At 64.1% G+C, this 17,526-nt stretch carries 19 protein-coding genes; all 19 read right to left on the bottom strand.

Going from position 1 to position 17,526, the window contains the following annotated elements; all coding sequences use genetic code 11:
* Positions 1-368: 368 nt before the first annotated feature.
* Positions 369-1,505: a flagellar biosynthesis protein FlhB gene (flhB, locus tag U5822_RS12710; protein WP_322855990.1), complete on the bottom strand. Its 1,137-nt coding sequence runs from the start codon at positions 1,503-1,505 to the stop codon at positions 369-371.
* Positions 1,506-1,533: 28 nt separating this feature from the next.
* Positions 1,534-2,319 carry a flagellar biosynthetic protein FliR gene (gene fliR, locus U5822_RS12705; protein ID WP_322855989.1) on the bottom strand — a complete coding sequence of 262 codons (786 nt, stop codon included), beginning with the start codon at positions 2,317-2,319 and terminating at the stop codon, positions 1,534-1,536.
* Positions 2,320-2,322: 3 nt separating this feature from the next.
* Complete coding sequence (fliQ, locus tag U5822_RS12700) at positions 2,323-2,592, bottom strand: flagellar biosynthesis protein FliQ (protein WP_322855988.1); 270 nt, start codon at positions 2,590-2,592, stop codon at positions 2,323-2,325.
* Between the two features lie 8 nt (positions 2,593-2,600).
* Positions 2,601-3,377 carry a flagellar type III secretion system pore protein FliP gene (fliP, locus tag U5822_RS12695; protein ID WP_322855987.1) on the bottom strand — a complete coding sequence of 259 codons (777 nt, stop codon included), beginning with the start codon at positions 3,375-3,377 and terminating at the stop codon, positions 2,601-2,603.
* Between the two features lie 4 nt (positions 3,378-3,381).
* Entirely contained in the window at positions 3,382-3,864 is a 483-nt protein-coding gene (fliO, locus tag U5822_RS12690) for a flagellar biosynthetic protein FliO (RefSeq protein ID WP_322855986.1), read from the bottom strand.
* A 1-nt stretch (position 3,865) separates the two neighbouring features.
* A complete protein-coding gene (gene fliN, locus U5822_RS12685; RefSeq protein WP_322855985.1) occupies positions 3,866-4,348 on the bottom strand; it encodes a flagellar motor switch protein FliN in 483 nt (160 codons plus the stop codon).
* A complete protein-coding gene (gene fliM / locus U5822_RS12680; protein ID WP_322855984.1) occupies positions 4,341-5,339 on the bottom strand; it encodes a flagellar motor switch protein FliM in 999 nt (332 codons plus the stop codon). The genes fliN and fliM overlap by 8 nt, the downstream gene beginning before the upstream one ends.
* Before the next feature lie 40 nt (positions 5,340-5,379).
* Positions 5,380-5,892, bottom strand: a complete 513-nt coding sequence (locus U5822_RS12675) for a flagellar basal body-associated FliL family protein (RefSeq protein WP_322855983.1) — start codon at positions 5,890-5,892, stop codon at positions 5,380-5,382.
* A 193-nt stretch (positions 5,893-6,085) separates the two neighbouring features.
* Positions 6,086-7,267 (bottom strand): flagellar hook-length control protein FliK, encoded by a 1,182-nt coding sequence (locus U5822_RS12670; protein ID WP_322855982.1) that lies wholly within the window; start codon positions 7,265-7,267, stop codon positions 6,086-6,088.
* Positions 7,268-7,382: 115 nt separating this feature from the next.
* A complete protein-coding gene (locus tag U5822_RS12665; RefSeq protein ID WP_322855981.1) occupies positions 7,383-7,730 on the bottom strand; it encodes an Hpt domain-containing protein in 348 nt (115 codons plus the stop codon).
* A gap of 30 nt (positions 7,731-7,760) precedes the next feature.
* On the bottom strand, positions 7,761-9,521 hold the full coding sequence (locus tag U5822_RS12660) for an ATP-binding SpoIIE family protein phosphatase (protein WP_322855980.1): 1,761 nt from the start codon (positions 9,519-9,521) through the stop codon (positions 7,761-7,763).
* Between the two features lie 25 nt (positions 9,522-9,546).
* Positions 9,547-9,852, bottom strand: a complete 306-nt coding sequence (locus tag U5822_RS12655) for an STAS domain-containing protein (protein ID WP_322855979.1) — start codon at positions 9,850-9,852, stop codon at positions 9,547-9,549.
* A gap of 126 nt (positions 9,853-9,978) precedes the next feature.
* On the bottom strand, positions 9,979-10,422 hold the full coding sequence (fliJ, locus tag U5822_RS12650) for a flagellar export protein FliJ (RefSeq protein ID WP_322855978.1): 444 nt from the start codon (positions 10,420-10,422) through the stop codon (positions 9,979-9,981).
* Positions 10,422-11,819, bottom strand: a complete 1,398-nt coding sequence (fliI, locus tag U5822_RS12645) for a flagellar protein export ATPase FliI (RefSeq protein ID WP_322855977.1) — start codon at positions 11,817-11,819, stop codon at positions 10,422-10,424. Before fliI ends, fliJ begins: the two co-directional genes overlap by 1 nt.
* Positions 11,800-12,690: a flagellar assembly protein FliH gene (locus U5822_RS12640; protein WP_322855976.1), complete on the bottom strand. Its 891-nt coding sequence runs from the start codon at positions 12,688-12,690 to the stop codon at positions 11,800-11,802. The genes fliI and U5822_RS12640 overlap by 20 nt, the downstream gene beginning before the upstream one ends.
* A complete protein-coding gene (gene fliG, locus U5822_RS12635) occupies positions 12,690-13,733 on the bottom strand; it encodes a flagellar motor switch protein FliG (protein WP_322855975.1) in 1,044 nt (347 codons plus the stop codon). The genes U5822_RS12640 and fliG overlap by 1 nt, the downstream gene beginning before the upstream one ends.
* Positions 13,726-15,438, bottom strand: a complete 1,713-nt coding sequence (gene fliF / locus U5822_RS12630; protein WP_322855974.1) for a flagellar basal-body MS-ring/collar protein FliF — start codon at positions 15,436-15,438, stop codon at positions 13,726-13,728. The genes fliG and fliF overlap by 8 nt, the downstream gene beginning before the upstream one ends.
* 15 nt (positions 15,439-15,453) lie before the next feature.
* Positions 15,454-15,831: a flagellar hook-basal body complex protein FliE gene (gene fliE, locus U5822_RS12625; protein ID WP_322855973.1), complete on the bottom strand. Its 378-nt coding sequence runs from the start codon at positions 15,829-15,831 to the stop codon at positions 15,454-15,456.
* Between the two features lie 236 nt (positions 15,832-16,067).
* Positions 16,068-17,525 carry a sigma-54-dependent transcriptional regulator gene (locus U5822_RS12620; RefSeq protein WP_322855972.1) on the bottom strand — a complete coding sequence of 486 codons (1,458 nt, stop codon included), beginning with the start codon at positions 17,523-17,525 and terminating at the stop codon, positions 16,068-16,070.
* Between the last annotated feature and the right edge of the window lies 1 nt (position 17,526).

Genomic DNA, 17,526 nt, shown 5'->3' with positions numbered 1-17,526 from the left:
TTTCCCAGCCTGATGGGATTGGCGCAGGTGGCTGCGAGGAATGGCTTTCCAAAACCCGCTCAAGCACGTCCATGTGGCGCTTGAGCTCCGCCATCCATGGCTCCGCACAGTTTTGGAAAGCCATTCCCCACAGCCACCGCAACTTGCGGCAATAGATCTGCGATTGCATCAACCCGTCGAATACTCGTGGCAGTCCTTTCAGGCTCAGCCTTTCTCACGATTCGGGGGTGTTTGTGGGTGGCCCTCCCAAAAATGTGGGAGGCCATGGATGGCCGGACACAAGCGCACATGGACGTGCTCGTAGCGGTTTTTGGGAGGGCCACCCACAAACGCCCTTCCCGAAATCGAGCAGGCTGGGATCCATGAAATCATACGTCCCGACGCAAATCCGACGGTATCGGGAACTCAGGCATACCGGGCTTGGGACCGCGCCCTTTGCGGAACTGGCGTAGCTGGAAGACATAGGCCAACACCTGGGCGATGGCCATGTAGAGGCCGTCGGGGATCTCCTCCCCGAGGTCGGTGTTGTGGTAAACCGCCCGGGTCAGCGGCGGCGTGCGCAGCACTTCCACCTTGTGCTCGCGGGCAATCTCCATGATCTTGAAGGCCACCTCGTCGGCGCCCTTGGCCACCACCACCGGCGCGCCCATGGCGTTCTGGTCGTACTTCAGCGCCACCGCGTAATGGGTCGGGTTGGTGATGACCACGTCGGCCGAGGGCACGTCCTGCATCATGCGGCGCTGGGCCATTTCCCGCTGGAGCTGGCGGATCTTGCCTTTGACCTCGGGCTTGCCCTCGGTGTCCTTGAACTCGTCCTTGACCTCCTGCTTGGTCATGCGCAGCTTTTTCTGGTGGTCGTAGATCTGGAAAGGCACATCGATCAGGGCGATGACGATGGTGGCGCAGGACAACAGGAAGAAGCTCCAGCCCAGGGTCCAGAGCACGTGTTCCATGGCCGGTACCACCGGTTCCTCGGCGATGCTGAGCAGGTCTTCGGTGCGCAGGTTCAGGATCAGGATCGCCACCGCCATCACCAATCCGACCTTGGCGATGGCCTTGACCAGTTCGACCAGGGACCGGGCCGAGAACATGCGCCCCAGGCCTTTGATCGGGTTCATGCGACTGAATTTTGGCGCGATGGCCTTGCCGCTGAACAGCAAGCCGCCGATGCCGATGGAGCCGGCGATGGCCGCCACCAGCAAGACCACCAGGATGGGGGCCAGGGCCCAGGCCGCCTCCTTGGCGGAGGCAATGAGCTGGACGCTCATGTGCCGGGTGTCGAAGATCGCGGTTCGCTCGAGCACGAAGCTGTCGCGCATGATGGCTTCCAGGGTACCGCCCAGGCTGGCCCCGAAGATCATCAGGCTGCCGGCGCCGGCCATGAGCACGGCCATGGTCGCCAACTCTTTGGACCGCGCCGTCTGGCCCTCCTCCCGCGCCTTTTCAAGTCGTCGGGGCGTGGCCTCTTCCGTTTTTTCCTGACTGTTGTCGTTCTCTTCGGCCATGGCTCAACGTCTGGAGGTCAGTGGGCGCTCAGGGTTGCCCCTGCAACTGGCGCATGAATTCAAAGCTTGCCCGGGTGTACTGGTCAAAGTGCGGCAGAAAGTTGGCGTGCAGCACCCAGATAGCAAACAATCCAAAAATCAGGCCAATCGGGAAGCCCAGGGCGAAGATGTTCATCTGCGGCGCCGCCCGGGTCATCACGCCGAAGGACAGGGTCACGATCAGCACCGCGGTCACCGCCGGCAGCGCCAGCAGCATGGCCGAGGCGAACATCCAGCTGATCCGGTGCGCCAACTCCCAGACACCGCCCTGCCCCAGGCCGTCCAGACCGATAGGCATGGTCCGGAAGCTCTCGATGAAGACCTCGAACGCCGCCAGATGCCCGTTCATGGCCAGGAACAGCAGGGTGATGGTGATGGTGTAGATCTGCGACAGCACCGGCACGTTGACGCCGTTGGCCGGATCCACCATGGAAGCGAAGCCCAGGCCCATCTGCATGGCGATCATCTGGCCTGCCACCACGAACAACTGCCACAGGGCAGTGAGCGCAAAGCCCATGCCGACGCCGATCAGGATCTGCTGCAGGGTGATCACCACCGCGTCGGCGCTCAGGGCTTCGACCTGGGGCACCGGCGGCAGCATCGGGACAATCAGAATGGTCATGAGCAGGGCCAGGCCCAGACGGATTCTTGCCGGCACCAGCTGGGTGCCGAAGATGGGGATGACCATCAGGAAGCTGGCCAACCGGAACAGGGGCCAGAGATGCTGGCCCACCCACTGGCCAATCAGATCCGCACTGAATTCCGCCGGTAGCATCCGTCAGCCGATCAGGTAGGGAATGCTAGAGATCAGGCGGTTGGCGTGATCCAGCAGCTGGGTCAGCATCCAGGGACCGGCGACGATGATCACGATCAGGGTGACCAGCAGTCGCGGCAGGAAGCTGAGGGTCTGCTCGTTGATCTGGGTGGCGGCCTGGAAGGTACTGACCACCAGGCCGATCACCAGGCCCGGGCCGATGATGACCGCCGACAGCAGCACGATCATCCAGAGCGCTTCCCGCAGAATGTCGATGACGGTTTCCGGAGTCATAACGCCCCCTATATCCCGTAACTGGCGGCCAGGGTGCCCATGATCAGGGCCCAGCCATCCACCAGCACGAACAACATGATCTTGAACGGCAGCGAGATGATGATCGGCGACAGCATCATCATACCCATGGCCATGAGCACGCTGGCCACCACCATGTCGATGATCAGGAAGGGTATGAACAGGATGAAGCCGATCTGGAACGCCGTTTTCAGCTCACTGGTGACAAACGCCGGCATCAGCACCCAGAAGGATACGTCGTCCGGCGTCTCGTATTGCTCGTCGGCCATGCGCATGAACAGCGCCAGGTCGCTTTCTCGGGTCTGTTCGAGCATGAATTTCTTGAACGGCACGCTGGCGCGCTCGACCGCCTCCAGGGAGGTGACCTCTTCCTGCAGGTAGGGCTGGAGCCCGACCCGGTTGGCTTCCTCGATCACCGGTTTCATGATGAAGATGCTCAGGAACAGCGCCAGCCCAAGCAGGATCTGGTTCGAAGGCGTGGCCTGCAGCCCCAGGGCCTGGCGCAGGATGGCGAACACCACGATGATGCGGGTGAACGAGGTCATCATCATCAGCATCGCCGGCAGGAAGGTCAGCGCGGTCATCAGCGCCAGGATCTGCAGGGTTACCGAGTACTCCTGGACCCCCTCGCCTTCGCCGGGCTCCACCGTGAATGCGGGGATGCCGGGAATGCCACCGGACTCCTGGGCCAGCGACACGGGCGCAAAGACAAGCCCGAGCAGCAAAACCAGGAGCGGCAGCAGTCGCTGTGTCATCAGGGCAGGCATGAGATCAATCGTTCCTCGTTGGCGCGTTCCAGGATCGACCGATCATGCCCTGCAGGCGCCGGGCAAAATCCCCGGACGGCGGATTGCTGGCGTCCACCACGGGTTCGTCGAAGACGTGCAGGGTGCGAATGGCGGAGGGGGTGATGCCCACCAGGATCTGCTGGCCACCCACCTCGATCAGGGCAATGCGTTCGCGGGCACCCAGGGCCATCACCGACACCACCTTGATGGCCTGGTTGTTCATGCCGGTCATCCCGTTCATGCGGCGGATGATCCAGGCGCAGCCGTAGATGATGGCGATCACCGCCAGCAGCCCGATACCCAGGCTGACCAGGGTGCCCATGGTATCCGGCGCCCGCACCTGGCTTTCGGTTGCCGCCTTGGCCGCCTGCGCGGCCTGGGCCGGCGCTTCACCGTCCTGGGCCAGGGCCGGATGGGACAGAACCAGGATGGCCAGGGCGACCAGGGTCAGTAGCTTGGCCCGCATGTTATTTCTGCAGGCGCTTGATGCGCTCGCCCGGGCTGATCACGTCGGTCAGGCGAATGCCGAACTTCTCGTTCACCATGACCACCTCGCCGTGGGCAATCAGGGTGCCATTGACCAGCACATCCAGCGGCTCACCGGCCAGACGATCGAGTTCGATCACCGACCCCTGGTTCAGCTGCAGCAGGTTGCGAATCGGGATCTGGGTGTTGCCCACCTCCATGGAGATGGTCACCGGAATGTCCAGGATCACGTCCATGTCCGGCGCCGTGCCCGAGCCCTGGCTCGGCTGGGCGTGGTCGAATTCTTCCATGGGCGCGGTCTGGACGTCGTCGCCCTTGCCGGTCTCACCCGCCTCCTCCATGGCCGCAGCCCACTCGTCCTCGGTGGAACCGGCGTCGTCCCCGGATTCTTCCATGGCCGCTTCCCACTCGGCCGCCAGCTTCTCGTCTTCGCTGAGCTGCTGCTCGTTCTTGTCGTCAGCCATTGCGTCCCACCTTCAATTGTTTCTTGACCTTGGGCAGGGATGCCCGTTCTTGAATTCTCAGTGCCAGCTTTCCGTCCCGAGTGCCCATGGTGGCCTTGTAGATCGGAATGCCATTGGCGGTGACCGTCAGGTGCTCGGGGATTTCCACCGGGATAATGTCCCCGGCCTTCATCTTGGCGATGTCCCGGAGCGAGATGCGGCGGCGACACACGGTGGTGTTCACCGGCACGTCCACGTCCTTGATGTCTTCCTGCAGGGCGTTGACCCAGCGCTCGTCGACGTCGTCGATGTCGCTCTGGACTCCGGCATCGAGCACGTCCCGGATCGGTTCGATCATCGAGTACGGCAGCGCGAAATGCAGCTCACCGCCGCCGCCATCGAGTTCGATGTGGAAGGTGCTGACCACCACCACCTCGCTCGGGCTGACGATGTTCGCCATGGCCGGATTCACTTCCGAACTCAGGTACTCGAAATCCACCTTCAGGACCGCGTGCCAGGCTTCCTTCATGTCCTTGAACACCTGATCCAGCACCATCTGCACGATCCGGGTTTCAGTCGGGGTGAATTCCCGGCCCTCGATCTTGGCGTGACGCCCTTCGCCACCGAAGAAGTTGTCCACCAGCTTGAACACCAGCTTGGCGTCGAGCACGAACAGGGAGGTGCCGCGCAGGGGGCGGACCTTGCACAGGTTGAGACTGGTGGGGACGTACAGGGTGTGGATATACTCGCCGAACTTCATGATCTGCACGCCCCCGGTGGAGACGTCGGCGTTGCGGCGCATCAGGTTAAACAGGCTGATCCGGGTGTAACGGGCAAAACGCTCGTTGATCATCTCCAGGGTCGGCATGCGACCGCGAACGATGCGGTCCTGACTGGCGAGGTCGTAGGACTTTACACCGGTATCGTCGGTCTCCTCGTAGGTATCGATGTCGCCATCGTCCACCCCGTGGAGGAGGGCATCGATTTCGTCCTGTGACAACAAGTCCTGCATAACTAGTCCTGCCGCTGAATTGCCTTACCCACGTCGGGGCCTATTGCACCACAAAATTTCTGAACAACACCCGCTCGATGGCGGGCTCGCCCTCCTGCTCCAGCACCTGGTTGACGGTACTGGACATTTGCTCGGCCAGGGCGCGTCGACCCTCCGGCGTCTGCAGCTCGTTGAACTGGCTGCTACCAAGCACGGTCACCAGCTGGCTGCGGATCAGGGGCATGTGCAGCTCGGCGGCGGCCAGCGCCTGCGGATCCTTGGCTTCCAGTGACAGGTGAACCTGGGCGTAGCGCTGGCGGCCACCAGCCTGGACCGTGGTGACCAGTGCCTTATCCAGTTCCACATAGGTACTGGGCACGAAGACTTCCTCTGCAGTCTCTTCGGCAGACGGGTCGTCGTCACCGGCCATGCCCGGCAGGCTGCCACCCAGGAACCAGAGGGTACCGACCACCGACAGCACGATGGCCAGAACGACCACCAGCACCAGCATGATGATCAGTTTGAGCTTGCCTTTCTTTGCCGGGGCCTCTTCGGCCGCGCTGTTTTCAGCCATAGTGTCCGCTTCGCCAGAAAACCGTCAGACGGAGGGTAAATCCGCGACTTTATGTGTATGTAAGCAAAGGGTGGGCCAGAACGCCCATCCCGCCAATTCAAAACCGCAGTTTAGCGCTGCGCGGAGGGATGGGCAAAGCAGTTTGAGGAGAAATTCCCGAGGAGATAATGGCTTGCGACGTCTGCCCGGACACTCAGGCAAACACGTCGACTTCGCCCTTCCAGCTGAGATCCAGTTGGGCCGCCTGCGCCTCGGCGTCGTCAACCTCCGCCAGACCGGCAGACTCGGACCGGCCGCCGGCGCCGCCATCCTGGCCCTCACCCGGGCCCTGCTCGCCACTGCGCTGCTGGGGCGAATCCGAGACGTCGAACCGCGACAGGTTCAGGCCCTGCTCTCCGAGCATGTCCCGCAGTCGATGGGCGTTCTGTTCCAGCTGATCCCGGACCACTGGATTGGCGGCGTGCACGGTGATGTTGGCCTGCTCGTTCTGGACCCGCACCTTGACCTCCATGGGCCCCATGTCCGGCGGCGTCAGGTGGATCTCGGCCACCGACATATTTCTGGCGGTCAGCCAGCTGAGCTTGCCCACCACCTTGTCGCCCCACTCGGCCTGGCCCACAGGGATATCGATGGAGGTGGCGTAACTGCGCAGCGGTACCGCCGCCTCCGTCGGAACTTTGGCGGCGTTGGCGCTGGCCGCCTGCTGTCCCGCCACCTCCAGGGCCGACTGGAATCGACCGGAGGCGATCAGATTGGTCGGATCGGCCGGGCGCGCGGTTTCCGAACCGAGAGTCGAGGCCAGGGCTTCGGTCAGCTGCAGGCCGGCGGTCATGCCCGGCGCGGCCGTCTGGCCCTGGCCGGGTTTGCCCGCCACGGCTCCGGCGCTGCCGCCCTGCCCCGGCATCATCGCGGCCAGAGCGGAGGACGCTCCGTTGGTGCCGGCAGCGACCGACGTCGCCGCCGGGTTGCCGGCCGGATTTGCCGGCACCAACAAGGCCTGCAATTCGGCGAAGGTCAGCGGTGCAGACACCTCCTCCAGCTCGCCGGCGGTCTCGGCGGCAATGACTTCACCGTCCTCACCGGCACCGGCCTTCTCGGCCTTGGCCGCACGCGACTCGGCATCGACCCGGGATTGCCCGTTGGGCTGATCCGCCTTGTCGCTGTTCCGGGGCTGGTCTTCCGCCCGGGCCGGCTCCTTGGCCCGACGCTCATCCGGTCGCTCCGATTGCTGCCGGTCCAGGCGCTTTTGCTCGGCGCGGGACACGGCCTCGTACCGGCTTTCGCCGTCCGACTCGCGGGTGGAGCCGGACTTTACGGGGTTGGCGTCGTTCTGCATCCCGGGGGCGGGAGTCTGGGGAAGAACCATCTGGGACATGGCAACCTCTTGCCGCTTTGATCTCGTGAACACCCCTCAGTTGCCGGTTTTCATTGGCATGACGGGCGGTTTTCAGAGCTTTTGCAAAAGCGATGCCAGCGGGGTGAAAACAGGATCAGCGGACCAGCAAACCTTCCAGCAAGCCGCAAACGGTGTGGAATTCGGATTCGATGGCCTGGAGCAACGCCGGTGTTTCGGTCAGGTCCTCGGCCTTGCCAGCGGCCTCGACCTGACGACACAGCTCACCCAGCTGGGGCGCGCCGATGTTGATGCAACTGCCCTTGAAGCTGTGGGCCGTGTGCGCGACCGCGGTGGTGTCCCGGCTTTCAATGGCGTGCCGCAGGCCGGCCACGCGCTCCCGGGAGTCGTTGATAAAGGTGTGGATCAGGATTTCAAATTCATCTTCCATGACGTCCTGAAGCTCAGCCAGAGCCTCTTCGTCCAGGTGTGGCTTCGTGTTCATACCAACCCCATTGTGTATCTCTCTTTGTGGTCACTGGGACGCCGTCTCCGGCTCCAGCGAGCCGGAGACGGCGTCCCAGTCGTAAACAATTTCAACCTGGTTACCTTGCTGGTGGAAGGTGACCGATTCTGCCAGCCGTTTCAATAACATCAAGCCTCGACCGGCGTAGCCGGAGGTCGCCGCGGGCGGGTCGCCCGAGACCAGCGCCGGGTGGTTGTGAAAATCAAACCCCGGACCGCTGTCCTCACAGACCACCCGCAGGCGACCGCCGGTGTCGGTCATGGTGTGGTTGAGACTGAAGCGGATGAAGTGCCCCTCGACCCGGCCAAGCCGGCGCCGGCGTTCCTCATAGTAGCGGCCAAAGCCCTCGGACGAATGCTTCCAGTCCGACGGCAACTCCAACACGCCGTGCTCGAGGGCGTTATTGTACAGTTCCGCCAGCAGCGTGTAGATCTCACCGCTCCGGCGCCGCAGGCCGGGCACCTCCATGCAGATGTGCAGCAGCAAGGGCAGCGGACTGAAATCACCCAGGGTGCGCTCGCGAACCTCGTACACGCACCGCCATTCCGTGGGCCCGGACAGCACCGACGGGATGGACCGGTCCTGAAGTTCGGAGATACCGGCCTCGTCGACCATTTCCAGCCCCAGCAGGGTCGAATCATCCTCCTGATCACCGGTGAACGCGCGCACCGCGGTCATGACCGCATCCACCGGCTGGCTGCCATTGCCCTGGCTCTGCTGCAGCGCCCGGAGCACGCCAACCTCGCCGAACATCTCACCCCGGGCATTGCGGGCCTCAAGCACGCCGTCGGTCATCATCAGCACCTGATCGCCGGGGGCGGTGGTCAACAGGTCCATCTCGGGCTGAAACTGCTCCGGCCGCAGAATGCCCAGGGGCAGATGCCGGGACGGCAGCGCCTGGCAGTCGCCGTTGGTCGGCACCAGCCAGCCATCCGGCAGGCCGCCGTTCCACACCCGCACCTGGTTCTGCTTGAAGTCGGCCTCGATCATGCCGCCGCAACAGAACATGCCGGCAGGCAGGATCTGCTTCAGCTTCTGGTTGATCTCCTGCAGCACGTCGGTGCCCTTGAAGCCCTTGCGGGTCATGCCGTAGAAAATTTCCGCCACCGGCATGGCACCAATGGCGGCTGGCAGACCGTGACCGGTGAAGTCGCCGATGAACACCAGCATGCCGCCGGCCGGGCGCGGCGCGGCAAACAGCACGTCACCGTTGAAAATGGCCAGGGGGGAGGCATGGTGTCGGAGGTTGAAGGCGTCGAGGCAGCCGGTGTGCGCGACGTTGTCGAACACCCGCTTGGCGGTTTCCTGCTCCCGCATCAGCAACTGGTTGCGGCCATGTATCAGGTCACGCTGGTCCGACAGGGTCTGGTGCATCAACCGCATCCGGTTGAAGGCCTTGATCTTGGCCTCGATGATGACCCGGTTGTAGGGTTTGCTGAGGAAGTCGTCGCCGCCGGCTTCCAGGCACTGGGCCAGTTCGCCGGCTTCGGACAGGGAGGTCAGGAAGATAACCGGAACCATGCGCTCGCCGGCCAGGTCCTTGATCTGGCGCGCTGCCTCCATGCCATCCAGCACCGGCATGAGCGCATCCAGCAGTACGATGTCCGGTGCCGCCTGCTGGAACATTGCCACCGCTTCCTGGCCATTGCCGACGTCGTAGACCTCGTGCCCCAGCCGTTTGACCAGTGCCCGGAGGATCAGGCGATCGGTGTCGCTGTCGTCGGCGATCAGAATCTTCAGCGGCCGGTTGTCAGCAACGGTGTCGTCCACGGGAGCCTCGGGCAGTGCGCGTGAATCAGCGGATGGCGAAAAGCTGCTCGAAATTGGAAATCGACAGGATACGGCGGACGTCGTTGTTGCAGTTCTCTATCGAGATGCGGGCGCCGTCACCGCCGGCGTAGTCCCGGAGCAGGAGCAACATGCCCAGGGCGGAGCTGTCGAGGTAGGTGGTTTCGGACAGGTCGACGATGTAGTAGCGAACCTTGTCGTCGCCGTGCTCATACGCATCCCGGAAAGCCTGGTGAGAGCTGAAGTCAAAACGACCCTCGATACTGATGATCAGGGTCTGGCTGTCCTCGCCACGACGGGTCTGAATCGGCATTCCACAACCTCCGAAGCTTCTGTTCTGTGCCGCATAAACCGCCCTATTGTACGCGGTTCTTCTTCGGGTAAGGATAGCCCACCGGCCATAAAATGCATCTGTTAACGCAGGCCTGTCGGGGAAGGGTCAGCGCTGGCGCCGGGCAAAGGCCCGGCCGGCTGCTTCGTCGGCGAGTTTCTGCTCTTTCAGGTCGCGCACGCGCTGCTCCTGCTGGCGACAGGTCTCGATGTACTTCTCCATGCCGCGCTTGCGTTCCCAGGCCTGCTGCCATTCGCTGCGGCGCGCCTCGAACACCTTCTCGGCCTGTTCCAGCTGCTTCTGCTGCTGCAGGATGACCTGGTCCAGTTGGGCAATGAACGCCTGCCAGGCCTGTAACCGGCTGACCGGCACCACGCCCTGATGGCTGCCGCGGATCTGGTCGCGGTACTCCTGCTGGTAGCGGTTGAGGTTGTCGACCTGCGCCCGCTGCTGCTCCACCGCCGTACGGGCCTCGCCCATGCGTTCCAGGGCTTCCTGCTCCTTGCGCTCCTCCAGGGACAGCACCACCGCCAGTCGTTGCGACCGAAGCATCAACCGTTACCTCCGCCGGCACCCGACTGGGCATTCAGCGCGGCGGACTTGACCCGTTCCGGCGACCGGCGCTCGGGCACCACCGCCAGCAGCTGCTCGATGCTCTCTTGCAGCGGCGCACTCTCGTTCAGGCCCTGCTGCAGGAACTGACGCATGTTGGCAATGTGGGTGATGGCAAAATCGGTTTCCGGGTCGGAGCCCTTGACGTAGGCACCGACGCTGATCAGATCCCGGGCCTGCTGGTAACGGGAGTAGACCTGCTTGAAACGCTGGGCCCGGGCAAAGTGTTCGGTCTTGGTCACCTGGGGCATGACCCGGCTGATTGAGGCCTCGACATCAATGGCGGGGTAATGACCTTCCTCGGCCAAGCGCCGGGACAGGACGATGTGGCCGTCAAGGATGGCCCGGGCGGCATCGGCGATGGGATCCTGCTGATCGTCACCCTCGGTCAGTACCGTGTAGAAGGCGGTAATGGAGCCGCCGCCGGGCCGGCCGTTGCCGGTGCGTTCCACCAGCTGCGGCAGCTTGGCAAACACCGAGGGCGGGTAGCCCTTGGTGGCCGGCGGCTCGCCCACGGCCAGGGCGATTTCCCGCTGGGCCTGGGCGTACCGGGTCAGGGAATCCATCAGCAGCAGCACCCGCTTGCCCTGGTCCCGGTAGTATTCGGCAATGCGGGTGGTGAGCATGGCGGCGCGCAGGCGCATCAGGGGGGAATCGTCCGCGGGCGAGGCCACCACCACGGACCGGGCCAGGCCTTCGTCGCCAAGGATGTCCTCGATGAACTCCTTGACCTCGCGGCCCCGCTCGCCGATCAGTCCGACGATGGTGATGTCGGCGTCGGTGAACCGGGTCATCATGCCCAGCAACATACTCTTACCCACACCACTGCCGGCGAACAGGCCGAGCCGTTGGCCCTGCCCCACGGTCAGCAGGGAATTGATGGCGCGGATGCCCACGTCCATGGACTGGCGCACCGGCGCCCGATGCAGCGGGTTGATGATGTCCCCGGTCAGGGCGACCCGGGATTCGGCCTGCAGCGGGCCTTTGCCATCCAGGGGTTCGCCGCTGCCATCCAGCACCCGGCCCAGCATCTGGGGCCCGACCGGCACCCGACTGGCGGCCGACACCGGCACCACCCGGGCGCCCGGTTTCAGGCCTTCGATGGCGGTCAGCGGCATCAGGTAGACCCGGTCGTCCTCGAAACCGACCACCTCGGCCTCGACGGTACCGGCGCCCTGGCTCTGGATGACACAGCGGTCGCCGACCACCATCGGGCAGCCGACGCATTCAAGGGTGAGGCCCACCATCCGGGTCAGGCGCCCGGACAGCTCCGGTTCCGGCTCGGTGTCCAGGGCATCCCGGAACCGATTGAGACGGTCAGCCAGGGGCGCGGTCATCGTTCTCGCCGTCCTCCTTGCCTTTCTCTTCGCCTTTCTGGTCGCCGGGTTCGGGGGTGTCCAGCACATCGCGCTGGAAATCGGTCAGATCCCCCATCACCGCGTCCAGCTCGTCGGCCTCGTTGGCGTCCACCTCGCCGGCCTGCTGCTCCAGCATGTTCTGCACGGTGCGCTGGAACCGTTTCTCAACGGTGAAATCCACCAGGCTGTGCCGGCTTTCGACCTTGCACCCACCCGGCAATACCTTGTCGTCCTCGATGACCGAGGCCTGGGCCTCCAGGCGTGCCGCCACCTCGCGCACGGAGTCGCAGTCGTTGGGGTGTACGTGGATACGGAGGTTGTCGGCGGTCGAGGGCAAGGCGGCCAGCGCGGCGCGGACCACCCGCTGGATCTGGGACGAGTCGATGGTCAGTTCGCGATAGAGCACGGCCCGGGCCAGCGCGGTGGTGAGGTTCAGCAAGGCGCTCTCGACCTCGTCCTCATGGCGGCGGATCGGCTGTACCAGCGCTCCCATCAGCTGTTCCAGGCGCTCGAGTTTGGCGTCCATGTCCTGGCGGGTTTCCTCATGCCCCTGCTGCTGGCCCTGTTCCCGGCCCTCGGCCAGACCGGCCTGCAAGCCTTCCTCGCGGCCCTGGGCCCGGCCTTCTTCCAGGCCGGCCTGGTAGCCTTCGTCCCGGCCCTCGCGGTAACCGTCTTCCCGGGCGGCCTTGCGGATCTCGCTGAGATCTCCCGCCGTCAGCGGTTTGACGTCCCGCTCTTCCTCCCGGGCCACCTCGTTGCCGCTGGCGTCCAGCAGGGGCAGCTCCCACCGCTCGTAGGCGGTCAGCTGCTCCTTGGGTATGCGGTTGAGATCCTTCGGGGCGTCTTTCATCACATCATTTCTTCGCCGGCACCGCCGAGGGAAATCTCACCGGCTTCGGCCATGCGCCGGGCCACGGTAATGATGTCCTTCTGGGCGGCTTCAACTTCGCTGACCTTGACCGGCCCCTTGGCCTCCAGGTCATCCTGCAGCAACTCGGCAGCACGCTTGGACATGTTGCTGAAGACCTTGTCCTTGACCGCATCGTCGGCACCCTTGAGCGCCACCACCAGCACTTCCGACGACACTTCCCGCAGCAGCGCCTGGATGCCTCGGTCGTCGATGTCCTTGAGGTTGTCGAACACGAACATCAGGTCTTCGATGGTGGACGCCAGATCCGGATCCATGTCCTTGATCGAGTCCATCAGGTTGCCCTCGATGCTCCGGTCCATGAAGTTCATGATGTCGGCCGCGCGCTTGATGCCGCCAATCCGGCTGGTCTGTGCCGCGGAGCCGCCGGAGAACTGCTTCTCCAGGATGTCGTTCAGCTCCTGCAGGGCCTGGGGCTGGATGCTTTCCAGGGAGGCCACCCGCATCATGACGTCTAGACGGACCTTGTCGTCCAGGGTCGCAAGGATTTCCGCGGCCTGGTCCGGGTCCAGATAGGAGATGACGATGGCCTGGATCTGCGGGTGCTCGTAACGGATGATGTCACCCACGGCCCGGGGTTCCATCCATTTCAGGGTATCCAGGCCGGTGGTGTTGCCGCCGATCAGGATCCGGTCGATCAGGCTCGCGGCCTTGTCGTCACCCAGGGCCTGGGTCAGCATGGCACGGATGTAATCGTCATTGCCGACCCCGAGACCGGTCTGGCCGCCGACGGCGTCCACAAACTGGTTCAGCACGAAGTTGACGTCGTCCTTGCTGACGTCTTTCATCTGGGCCATGGCCACGCCCACGCGCTGCACTTCCTTGGGCCCCATGTGCTTGAGGATCTGGGCCGCGTCGGCCTCCCCCAGCGACATCAGCAGGATCGCGGCCTGTTCAACCCGGGGAATCTTGCGCTGCGGCTTCTGGGGCGCAGCACCGCTCTGCTGGTTGTCTTGATCAGTCATCGACATTCACCCACTGGCGCATGACCTGGGCCACCCGGGCGGGGTCTTCGGCGATCAGGCCTTTCAATGCATTGAGCTGCCTATCATAGCCGTCTGTTGCGCCGGGCAAAAGCAGGTCGTCCTGGGCGGTCATGGCCTGTCGCAGCTCGTCGCCGCCCTCGATGGCATCCAGATCGCGATAGCCGTGATCGCCACCGCCTTCGCGCTCGCGCTGGCCACTGCCGGACAGGCTTTTCAGCGTCGGCCGCAGCAGGCCCAGCACCAGCACCAGAATCACCAGTCCGGCCAGCACCTGCTTCATCAGATCCCAGAACCAGGGCTGCTCCCAGAACGCCGGCGCTTCGAATTCAATGGCTTCCTCGGGGGCAAACGCGGTGTTCATCACCGTCACGCTGTCACCCCGGGCCGCCGAATAGCCCACCGCATCGCGCACCAGCATGCTCAGACGCTGCAGTTCCTGCTCCGGCCACGGCTGGTAGCTGACCTCACCGGTCTGCGGGTCCACCACTTTCATGTCGTCCACCGCCAGCGCCACGGTCACCCGCTTGACCCGGCCAAGTTCCTGGCGCACGTAGCTGACGGTGCGATCCATCTCGTAATTGCGGGTCGATTCCCGGCGCACGTCCACCGGCTGGGCGGCCTGCCCCTCTTCGTCGTCTTCCCCGGCCTGGGCGTTGGCCTGCTCGGGCACCGCGGCACCGGCCGGCGGCTGGTTCGACAGGGCGCCCGGGATGCCCAGGGGGCCGCCACCCGGTACCCGCTGTTCAGACATTTCCCGCTCGCTGCGAACCGCCTGCTGCTCGGGATTGAACAGCTCTTCCGCCTGCTCCACCGAGGAGAAATCCAGGTCCGCCGAGACCTCGGCCCGGTAGCGGCCCTCGCCCACGATCGGGGCAATCAGCGAGGCCACCCTACGGGTCAGTCGCTCCTCGACCTTGGAGGTGTATTCGTACTGGTCCTGCATGCGGTCGGTGTCGCCGCGCCCTTCCTTCCCGGTGAGCAAATTGCCGTTCTGGTCGACCACGGTCACGTTGGCCTTTTTCATCATCGGGATGCTGCCGGCCACCAGGTTCACCACCGCGTTGATCTGTTCCTGCTCCGGGCGACGGCCGGCGAAGACTTCGAGGAAGACCGAGGCCGATGGCTCGCGGGCGTCCCGAACAAACACCGAGCGCTCGGGAATCGCCAGGTGCACCCGGGCGCTGCGCACGCCGCGCATGGCGCCGATGGTGCGGGCCAGCTCGCCCTCCAGGCCCCGTCGATAACTGATGGTTTCCATGAATTGGGACGTGCCCAGGCCCCGGTCCTGGTCGAGCAGTTCGTAGCCCATGGTTTTCTGGTCGGTCACGCCCTCGGCCGCGAGTTTCAGCCGGGCGTTGTAGACCTGGTCGGAAGGCACCAGGAGCGCGCCGCTGCGGGGGTCCATCTTGTAGTCTATGCCGTTGCTGTCGAGGATGGTGGTGACGTCCTGGGGGTTGTACGAGGACAGATCACCCACCACCGGCTGGTAGTTCGGCTCCTGGGCCCAAAGCACCACGGCCACCCCCAGCGCCACGCTGGCGGCCAGGCCGACCATCAGCCCGACCTGGCGCAACAGGTTCAGCCGATTGAAACCGAGAAACATGTCGTTGCCGCTCTCAGGCGCATCGGAGGAGCGGGACGCCGGCATGTTGGCGGATGAGGATTCTGCAGGAACGCTGGCCATGTCTCTGCTCCGTTATCAGATCGGCATGTTCATGATGTCTTCGTAAGCCCGGACGACCCGGTTGCGAACCTGGGTCAGGGCTTCGAAGGAAACAGAGGACTTCTGGGACGCGATCATGACCTGGGTGATGTCGACGTTCGGGTCGCCCATTTCGTAGGCGGTCCGCAGCTCGCTGGTGCTCTGCTGGAGCTCGTTCACGTTGTTGACCGCCTTGCCGAGCATATCACTGAAGCTCGGCGCTTCCTGGGTCTCCTGGGTTTGCTGCACCTGGCGCGGGCCATCCACACGGCCTCGCACCGACTGATCCTGGTCAATCCGCTGGTTCTGCATCATCTGGGCACGCAGCGAGCGAATGTCGGACAGCACGCTGTTGATGTCGGCACGTTGGACCATAACTCTCTCCCGATTCCACCGCGGGCAACGGCGGACCTACTCATGGAACTCTGTTACCAACGTGTTAGCAATGACCAGGCCAACTAACCTTAACCTTTATTTATCAGCAGCTTATTACTACAAACTCAGAGCTAAGTCACCGCCGCGACGGAGTTTTGACAGGAGCACACCGGTTTCGGGAGGGCGAAAAAAAGGGCACTCAAATGAGTGCCCAGTGAAGGAGTCTTAACCAGAGGTCAGGCCATGGCCAATTCGGAATCGAGATCGATACCCGCATCGCGCATCTGGGCCAGTTTGTACCGCAGGGTTCTCGGGCTGATGCCCAGCTGCTCGGCGGCACGATTTCGACGCCCACGCTCCTGCTTGAGCGTCTGAATGATGATACGGAACTCCTGCTGCCGGAGATCATTGCCGAGGGACCCGGCCCCGGCCAGATCATCGGCGCCGGATGGGGTCGGCCGGTCATAGCCGACCGAATCGGGCTCGCTGGTGGCCGGCGCCTGGGGCTCTGCCGACATTGCCCCCAGCGAGCTGACCGGATCGGCGGCGGCCGAACTGCCGGTAATGCCCAGTTCCAGGCACAGGTCACCGGCGTGAATGACATTGCCCTGCTGCAGCACCAGAGCCCGCTGCACGGCGTTATCCAGTTCCCGGACGTTGCCGGGCCAGCGATGACCCATCAGCGCGTCCCGGGCATCGGCAGCAAAGGTGATGCCGGTCAGCTTCATCTTGTGGCAATGCTTTTTCAGCAGCGAGGCGGCCAGCGGCATGATGTCCAGCGGGCGCTCGCGCAGGGGCTGCCAGTGCATGGGGAACACCGTCAGCCGGTAATAGAGATCTTCCCGGAACTTGCCCTCGCGGACATAGTCGCCGAGGTCGCGGTTGGTGGTGGCGACCACACGGACATCCAGGGCAATGGTCTTGCGGCCACCGACCCGCTCCACTTCCCGCTCCTGCAGCACCCGCAGCAGTTTTGACTGCAGGCCCAGGTCCATTTCCGAGATTTCATCCAGCAGGATGGTGCCGCCGTTGGCCTGCTCGAACTTGCCGGGGGACGAGGCCACCGCCCCGGTGAAGGCGCCCTTTTCGTGGCCGAACAGGATGGCTTCCAGCATGTTTTCCGGAATCGCGGCACAGTTGATGGCGACAAAGGGCTGGTCGGCGCGGGGGGACTGCTGGTGAATGAACCGGGCCAGCACCTCCTTGCCAGTACCGCTTTCGCCCGAGATCATCACCGTGGAGTCACTGCCGGCCACCTTGGTCGCCAGCTGGAACATGCGCTTGCTGACCGGATCTTCGGCCACCGGCGCGTCGGTGGATTTTTGACGGACACCACCGACCACCTTGCTGACGGCCTCCACCAGCACCTGGGGCTCGAAGGGCTTGACCAGGTAATCGATGGCGCCCGCCTGCATCGCCGACACCGCGTGACTGATCTGGCCGTAGGCGGTGATCAGCATCATCGGCAGCCCCGGGTACAGGCGCTGAACCTCGGCCAGCAGCTCGTGCCCGGACTGGCCCGGCATGTTGACGTCGCTGACCACCATGTCCACCGGCGCTTCCGCCAGGCGCGCCAGGGCTTCCCGGGCATTGGCGGCTTCCCGCACCCGGAATTTGGCGAGCTCCAGGGTGGTGACCAGGGCTTCGCGCAGGTCGTGGTCGTCCTCAACAATCAGAATCTGGGCCTTGGCCATG

The organism is Marinobacter qingdaonensis (assembly GCF_034555935.1).
In the GTDB taxonomy this organism is placed as follows: domain Bacteria; phylum Pseudomonadota; class Gammaproteobacteria; order Pseudomonadales; family Oleiphilaceae; genus Marinobacter; species Marinobacter qingdaonensis.
Note: the sequence above shows the minus strand (reverse complement) of the source record. Positions and strands in the feature narration are given on the sequence as shown.

Excerpts from the sequence above, each read along its gene's own strand:
- U5822_RS12665 (WP_322855981.1), bottom strand. The coding sequence starts at position 7,730 with ATGAACACGAAGCCACACCTGGACGAAGAGGCTCTGGCTGAGCTTCAG.
- fliI (WP_322855977.1), bottom strand. The coding sequence starts at position 11,819 with ATGACCGCGCCCCTGGCTGACCGTCTCAATCGGTTCCGGGATGCCCTG.
- fliF (WP_322855974.1), bottom strand. The coding sequence starts at position 15,438 with ATGGCCAGCGTTCCTGCAGAATCCTCATCCGCCAACATGCCGGCGTCC.
- fliQ (WP_322855988.1), bottom strand. The coding sequence starts at position 2,592 with ATGACTCCGGAAACCGTCATCGACATTCTGCGGGAAGCGCTCTGGATG.
- fliP (WP_322855987.1), bottom strand. The coding sequence starts at position 3,377 with ATGCCTGCCCTGATGACACAGCGACTGCTGCCGCTCCTGGTTTTGCTG.
- fliR (WP_322855989.1), bottom strand. The coding sequence starts at position 2,319 with ATGCTACCGGCGGAATTCAGTGCGGATCTGATTGGCCAGTGGGTGGGC.
- U5822_RS12655 (WP_322855979.1), bottom strand. The coding sequence starts at position 9,852 with ATGCCGATTCAGACCCGTCGTGGCGAGGACAGCCAGACCCTGATCATC.
- U5822_RS12640 (WP_322855976.1), bottom strand. The coding sequence starts at position 12,690 with ATGAAAGACGCCCCGAAGGATCTCAACCGCATACCCAAGGAGCAGCTG.
- fliJ (WP_322855978.1), bottom strand. The coding sequence starts at position 10,422 with ATGCTTCGGTCGCAACGACTGGCGGTGGTGCTGTCCCTGGAGGAGCGC.
- fliE (WP_322855973.1), bottom strand. The coding sequence starts at position 15,831 with ATGGTCCAACGTGCCGACATCAACAGCGTGCTGTCCGACATTCGCTCG.
- flhB (WP_322855990.1), bottom strand. The coding sequence starts at position 1,505 with ATGGCCGAAGAGAACGACAACAGTCAGGAAAAAACGGAAGAGGCCACG.
- fliO (WP_322855986.1), bottom strand. The coding sequence starts at position 3,864 with ATGCGGGCCAAGCTACTGACCCTGGTCGCCCTGGCCATCCTGGTTCTG.
- U5822_RS12670 (WP_322855982.1), bottom strand. The coding sequence starts at position 7,267 with ATGTCCCAGATGGTTCTTCCCCAGACTCCCGCCCCCGGGATGCAGAAC.
- fliG (WP_322855975.1), bottom strand. The coding sequence starts at position 13,733 with ATGACTGATCAAGACAACCAGCAGAGCGGTGCTGCGCCCCAGAAGCCG.
- U5822_RS12675 (WP_322855983.1), bottom strand. The coding sequence starts at position 5,892 with ATGGCTGAAAACAGCGCGGCCGAAGAGGCCCCGGCAAAGAAAGGCAAG.
- U5822_RS12620 (WP_322855972.1), bottom strand. The coding sequence starts at position 17,525 with ATGGCCAAGGCCCAGATTCTGATTGTTGAGGACGACCACGACCTGCGC.
- fliM (WP_322855984.1), bottom strand. The coding sequence starts at position 5,339 with ATGCAGGACTTGTTGTCACAGGACGAAATCGATGCCCTCCTCCACGGG.
- fliN (WP_322855985.1), bottom strand. The coding sequence starts at position 4,348 with ATGGCTGACGACAAGAACGAGCAGCAGCTCAGCGAAGACGAGAAGCTG.